The sequence below is a fragment of the Candidatus Aquicultor secundus genome (assembly GCF_002791875.1).
In the GTDB taxonomy this organism is placed as follows: Bacteria; Actinomycetota; Aquicultoria; order Aquicultorales; family Aquicultoraceae; genus Aquicultor_A; species Aquicultor_A secundus.
The window spans coordinates 1-7,000 of record NZ_PFNG01000083.1; the positions used below are offsets into that span (position 1 = coordinate 1).

Consider the following 7,000-nt stretch of genomic DNA (forward strand, 5'->3'; position numbering starts at 1 on the left):
AAGTGAAGAATCTAGAGAGCAGTAAGCATTATTAGAAGTGAAAGTGTCTAAGCTTAGATAAAGCAAACACTTGATGAAGGTTTTAGCTGACAGCTGACAGCTGAAGGCTGAAGGCTGACAGCTAATTAACAGGCACAAGGATGCCGTAGACTTTGAAGTCACGCTACACTACACTCAAGCTTAAGGCTGTTCACGGGCGGAGTTGGCCCGGTAATGTGGAGCCCGAAACGTTTGAGTAAGGGATGATTTTAATTGAAAATAGCTATAACCGGTAAAGGCGGTGTCGGCAAAACAACTATCGCCGCCGGCCTGGCACGGCTCCTGGCGGCGGACGGCTACAACGTTATCGCCATCGACGCCGACCCGGACGCCAATTTAGCCGCAGCGCTTGGGATCGACCCCGGTGAGGCGGCCAATATCATACCGATCGCCAAGATGACGGATCTTATCGCCGAGCGCACCGGGGGAACGCCCGGCACGATGGGCGGCTTTTTCAAGCTTAACCCCAAGGTCGATGATATTCCGGACGGCTTAAGCGTCAAGGCCAACGGGGTAAAACTGCTGGTACTTGGCACTGTTGAGAAGGGCGGCTCGGGGTGTATCTGCCCGGAGTCGACCATGCTTAAAGCGCTTCTCAAACACGTCATCGTCCGGCGTAACGAGGCGGTCATCATGGATATGGAGGCCGGTATCGAGCACCTGGGCCGCGGCACCAGCGAGTCCGTTGACGCAATGCTGGTAGTTATCGAACCGGGGCAGCGAAGCGTCCAGACGGCGCGGCAAATTGAGAAACTTGCCAAGGACTTACATATCCCGCGCATCCTTCTTGTTTTGAACAAGGTGCGTGATCGCGAGGAGGAAGAGATCCTTCGCACGTATCTGCCGGATTTGCCGGTTATCGGTACGGTTCTTGAACGCGAGTCGATCCGCAAGGCCGACCTCGAAGGGAAATCCCCCTTCGATAGCGACCCGGATTACGTCTCCGATATCAAGGTAATTAAAGATCGCCTGCAGGCCGAAATCGGCGAGGCGGGCGGGGCGGCCGAGACCGCCACAGCAAGCAGTTAGAATTCTATAACGGCGGCTTAGAAGTTCGGTAAGTTGCCGTTTGAAGGCGTACGGTAAACCAGCAAATAGTGAAAGCGGGCGGTCTGTAAGCGCATTGGCCAATCGCTATTGCTACATTTAAAGAAGGCTCACTACGAAGGGAGAAACAAGTATGCTTATTATTGCCGAGAAGATCAACATTATGTCGAAGACGATCGGCCCGGCCATGCGTGAGCGCAATGCCAAGCCGATTCAGGACCTGGCAATCGTTGAGGTCGAGGGCGGCGCAAAATGCCTCGATCTTAACCTTGGCCCGGCAACAAAAGACGGCCCGGGTATGATGCAGTGGCTCGTCAAAACCGTTGAGGAAGCGGTGGATGATTCTATCCAGCTTTGCCTCGACACCAAAAATGTCGAGGCCATGGGCGCAGGTCTGCAGGTTGTTTCCAAACACAAACCAATGATCAACTCAACCAACGCCGATATCGACAAACTCGATGTTTACATGCCGATGGCCGCCAAATACGATGCCGATATCATCGCGCTCGCCATGACATCGGCCGGTATCCCGCGTGACTGCAACGAGCGCCTTGAGAACGCCGCTATGATTATGGCCAAAGCCATGGAACATGGCGTCGATCTCACGAGAATCTATCTCGACCCGCTCGTATTGCCGATCGGCGTCGCACAGCAGGATGCGCTTGAAGTCATCAATACCATATACCAGTTCCAGATGCTTAACGATCCGCCGATGAAGTCGGTAGTTGGTCTTAGCAATATCTATAACGGCACACCGAAAGAGCTTCACGCCCGCTTTGGCTACACGTTCATGACGATGCTCGCCGCCGCCGGCCTCGCCGCCGCAATCGCTGATTCGCTTGACAAAGAACTAATGGCCGCCGTAAAGACGGTTGAGATTCTGAAAAACGAGATGCTCTACGCCGCTTCGTACCTGGATGACGTCCTTGGCGCCAAAGCTGGAGCATAATAAATAGGGCTGGTTTTATTTCGCTGACAGGAGGATATATGCCAGAAGCGGTAACTCAGACTGAATTAAATATAGAGATTGATGGGCAAGCGTTATTGATCCATCCTAAAAAAACCATCCTTGAAGCCGCCCTTGCAAACGGGATCAACGTTCCCCGCCTATGTAACGACCCGCGCCTCAAGCCGAACGCAAAGTGCGGCATGTGCGCGGTTGAAGTGGCCGGAGTAAGTGGAACGGTCAAGGCCTGCGAGACTAAAATTGTTGACGGTATGGTTATTAAAACTCATACCGATGCTTTAGTTAATTTGCGCAGGAAGCGCCTCGATGAGATGTTTGCCGATCACTGGGCGGATTGCATTGCTCCCTGCCGTCTAGCTTGCCCCGCTGGGACCGATGCACAAGGCTATATCGGGCTTATTGCTCAGAAGCGCTACCGAGATGCAGTTGCGCTAATCAAACAGACGAACCCCTTCCCCGGTATTATCGGGCGCATTTGTACGCGCCCCTGCGAGAGCGTCTGCCGGCGTAACCTGGCGGGTGGCAGTGTAAGCATATGCTGGCTTAAGCGCTTCGTTGCCGATAAGGATAGGTTTTCGGATATGCGCTTCAGGCCCGAGGTAAAAGCGCCGACGGGTAAAAAGGTCGCCATTGTAGGCAGCGGCGCCGCAGGTCTTGCGGCAGCTTATTACCTTGCTATTGAGGGGCATAAGACGGTTGTTTTTGAGGCGATGCCGCAAGCAGGCGGCATGCTCCGCTACGGTATTCCTTCATATCGTTTACCAAAAGACGTGCTTGATGATGAGATTAACGAGCTTCTTGAGCTTGGCGTGGAGATTCGCACCGACCAGCGTCTGGGTAGGGACCTCACATTAGATGAGTTGCAAAGCAGGTACGACGCAGTTTTCCTGGGTCTGGGTGCACAAGCCGGCGTTAGAATACACGTAGAAAATGAAGATGTCATGGGTGTCATGAGAGGCATCAATTTTTTGCGGGGTGTAGGTTTGCAGGGGAAGATAGAGCTGGGTAAGAGGGTCGCAGTGACAGGTGGAGGGAATGTGGCGATAGACTCGGCGCGTACCGCGCTTCGCCTCGGTGCTGAAAAAGTCTACCTTATATACAGGCGAACCCGTGATCAGATGCCGGCTAACGATGTAGAGATCGAAGAGGCCGAGCAAGAGGGCATCGAATTTGTATTCCTGACTAGCCCTATTCGGGTTATCGGGTCTGATAGGGTTAAGGGTGTAGAGTGCATCCGAATGGTGCCCGGCGATCCCGATGTATCGGGGCGTCCTAGCGTCAAGCCGCAGCCCGGCAGCGAGTTTGTACTCGCGGTGGATAATTTAATAACGGCGGTTGGGCAGGTGGTCACTGCGGAAGGCGCCGAAATCACGTTGATTGGCAAAACGATAGGAATTAACAAAAGGACAATGCAGACGACGGTTCCCGGCGTGTTCGCGGCTGGCGATGCAGTGAGCAGCCCAGATGTCGCTATTCAGGCGGTCACAGGCGGTCGCAGAGCAGCTCATATCATCAATCAGTATTTGTTATCTCCCCCTAATTGGAACGCTTGGTCTGATGGCAGTCCCGAAGCAGCTCATGTCATCAACCAATATTTAACAGATGAAGAGAGAGACTCAGGATTGGCGAAACCGTTCAGCGCGGTTCGCATGGGGGTTACTAAAGAAGATATCGGTGTACCTTCGGTCGCCCGCATACCCATGCCGGAGCTTGAGCTGTCCAAACGCCAGGGTTTGGGTAACTTCGCCGAAGTTGAGCTAGGCTTAAGCGAAGAAGATGCGTTGAAAGAAGTGCAGCGCTGTCTCGAGTGCGGTTGCATTAAGCAAAACGACTGCGATCTGCGCGACTTGGCAATCGAACACGGAACACAGCCAAACGAAAACTATGGGACCATGCGCCACTTTACGATAGATAAGAGCCATCCGGTCGTGCTCCTCAACCAGAATAAGTGCATCCAGTGCCGGAAATGCGTTCAAATTTGCGATGAGGTGGTGGGAGTCGGCGCGTTTGAGTACCGCGAGGCCGAAAACGACATCGTCCCGACGGGCAATATCCCCCTCGCAGAAACTAAGTGTGAGGCGTGCGGCCAGTGCATCTCGGCCTGCCCGACGGCGGCGCTCGTTGAGAACAGGCCTAAATTCGCCCGTGAATTCCTCTGGCCGCCAAAGGTTACCACAACCACCTGCACCTATTGCGGTGTGGGCTGCACGCTTGAGCTAAACACCGATCATGCGGGCAAGGTATTTCGCGTGACCCAGACGATAGGCGAGGGTGTAAACAAAGGCAACCTCTGCGGTAAGGGCCGCTTTGGCTATCATTTTATAAGCCACCCGGACCGCCTTACAACCCCGCTTATTAGAAAAGACGGGCAGCTTGTTCCCGCCACCTGGGACGAGGCCATTAACCTCGTTGCGGCAAAGCTCTTTGAAGCGAAAAGCGCCTTTGGAGCGGATTCGGTAGCCGGGCTCACCAGTGCGCGCTGCACCAACGAGGAAAACTACCTCTTCCAGAAACTCTTACGAGCGGTGGTCGGCACGAACAACGTGGATCACTGCGCCCGGTTGTGACACAGCTCCACCGTGGCCGGTCTGGCCAAATCGTTTGGAAGCGGTGCGATGACCAACTCGATCGAGGACCTGGCAGAAGCCAAGGCCATCCTCGTCATCGGCTCGAACACAACCGATGCGCACCCGATCATCGGATATCAAATAAAGAAGGCGGTTCGCGAAGGATGCGCCAAGCTCATCGTTGCCGACCCAAGGCGCATCAACCTCGTGGATTACGCCGACATCTGGCTTGAGCTTAAGCCGGGTACCAATATAGCTCTCTTAAACGGCTTGATGAACGTCATCATGTCCGAGGGCTTGGCGGATCGCGACTTTATCGCCGCGCGTACCGAGGGCTTTGAAGAGCTTGAGGCGATTCTTTCCAAATATACGCCCGATGTGGTGGAAAAAATCACCGGCGTGGCCGCCGATGACATCAGAAAAGCGGCCGGGCTTTACGCTACCGCCGAAAACGCGGCGATTTGCTACACCATGGGCATCACCCAGCATACCTCGGGCACAAACAACGTGCTCGCAATAGCCAATCTTGCCATGATGACCGGCAATCTTGGAAAGATTGGCACCGGCGTTAACCCATTAAGAGGACAGAACAACGTCCAGGGCGCCTGCGATATGGGCGGATTGCCCGACGTCTTCACGGGTTACCGGAACGTGGCGGATAACGCGGCCCGGGATAAATTCGAGAAGGCCTGGGGGGTCAACCTTTCCGGCACGCCGGGATTGACCGTCACCGAGATCATGGGAGGCGCAGCTCACGGCGATATCAAAGCGCTCTATATCATGGGTGAGAACCCGGTCCTCTCCGATCCGGATATCAACCACGTAAGAGAAGCCCTCGGCAAACTCGATTTTTTAGTCGTGCAGGATATCTTCCTCACCGAGACCGCCGAACTTGCCGATGTGGTCCTCCCAAGCGCCGCCTTTGCGGAAAAAGAGGGCACCTTCACCAACACCGAGCGCAGGGTGCAAAGGGTAAGAAAAGCCGCCGAGGCTCCCGGTATTGCGAAGCCGGACTGGCAGATCATCGCCGAAATCGGCCTGGCGCTGCGCTACCCGATGAAGTATTCATCCGCCGAGGAGATATTTGAGGAGATCAGAACGCTTACCCCAAGCTACACTGGCATAACATACGAGCGCCTTGAGGAAGGCAGCCTGCAGTGGCCATGTCCTTCGACAGATCACCCGGGAACACCTATCCTTCACACCAGTGCATTTACCAGGGGCAAGGGGCTCTTCAGTGCGGTCGAATATAAAGCCCCGGCTGAAGAAACCGATGCCGAGTACCCATTGATCCTGACCACGGGTAGGAGCCTCTGGCAATACCACACCGGCACCATGACCAGAAAGTCGGCAGGCCTTGAAGCGCTCGCCCCGCACAACTGGATCGAACTTAACCCGGCCGACGCCAAGCAGTACGGCCTTGCCGATGGGGATCGGGTAGCGGTTGCAAGCAGGAGAGGCACGATCACGACAACCGTCAAGGTCACCGAGGGCATCCGCCCCGGCGTGGTCTTCATGCCCTTCCACTACGCGGAATCGGCCGCCAACGTGCTTACCAACACGGCAATCGACCCCGTAGCGAAGATACCCGAGTACAAGGTCTGCGCGGTTAAGATAGCTAAATCTTAGGACAACCATATAGAATTCAACTCACACGCGGCAAATAAAAGCGGTGGGATCACACAAATCCCACCGCTTTTTTTGTAGAAAAAACTGATGACACCGGATGTTAAATGCTTAAAAACGCTCTTTTAAGAGCATGTGCATGATGGTTAGATTTCTGCTACGGCTGTATCCCTATATAAGTAACCTATTGGCCAGTTAGGGCACTAGATGTACAATAGGTAAATACTATATGCGAAGCAATAAGGGCTTACATAGAATAGTGATGGAGCAAATTGATGTCCAGCCTGTTTCAATTAACATTAGTATTGCTATGCTATAATATAATAGACGTTGGTGCTGTGATATGCTGCGTAAAGCTTATGTAGATAGAAGTGCAAAGCTCTTGGTTGATATCGATTTGGTTGTAGCACAGTTTCGGTTATTAGAGGGATGTATTGATTAAATTTGAGAAATTGCCCGAGAACATTATGTCGAGAATTTCTAAAGTCGCAGAAGTTCTAACCAAAGAAGAAAATGTTTTGTTTGCATATCTCTTTGGAGGGCTTGCAAGAGGTGACGCTTCACCTCTTTCTGATGTGGACATCGCTGTTTATCTAAGGGATACCCAAAATCTTGCTGATTATAAGCTAAGTCTTTTTGATAAGCTAACTGATGCTCTTGGCACAAGTGAGCTTGATCTGGTAATTCTTAATACGGCACCAACAAGTCTTGCCGGTAGAATTTTGCAAAATAAGCGAATCCTTATAGATAAAGA

Annotated in this window: 4 protein-coding genes; all 4 read left to right on the forward strand. The window is 53.1% G+C overall.

The features are described from left to right. Positions 1–252 precede the first annotated feature (252 nt). Positions 253–1,068, forward strand: coding sequence for an ATP-binding protein (locus COY37_RS03270; RefSeq protein ID WP_286976066.1), 816 nt, complete (start codon positions 253–255; stop codon positions 1,066–1,068). A gap of 151 nt (positions 1,069–1,219) precedes the next feature. Continuing rightward, positions 1,220–2,035 (forward strand): dihydropteroate synthase, encoded by an 816-nt coding sequence (locus COY37_RS03275; RefSeq protein WP_286976068.1) that lies wholly within the window; start codon positions 1,220–1,222, stop codon positions 2,033–2,035. Between the two features lie 38 nt (positions 2,036–2,073). Beyond that, complete coding sequence (fdhF, locus tag COY37_RS03280; protein WP_286976075.1) at positions 2,074–6,249, forward strand: formate dehydrogenase subunit alpha; 4,176 nt, start codon at positions 2,074–2,076, stop codon at positions 6,247–6,249. A 431-nt stretch (positions 6,250–6,680) separates the two neighbouring features. Next, on the forward strand, positions 6,681–7,000 hold a 320-nt coding region (gene mntA, locus COY37_RS03285; RefSeq protein ID WP_286976072.1), incomplete at its 3' end, for a type VII toxin-antitoxin system MntA family adenylyltransferase antitoxin.

Excerpts from the sequence above, each read along its gene's own strand:
- COY37_RS03275 (WP_286976068.1), top strand. The coding sequence starts at position 1,220 with ATGCTTATTATTGCCGAGAAGATCAACATTATGTCGAAGACGATCGGC.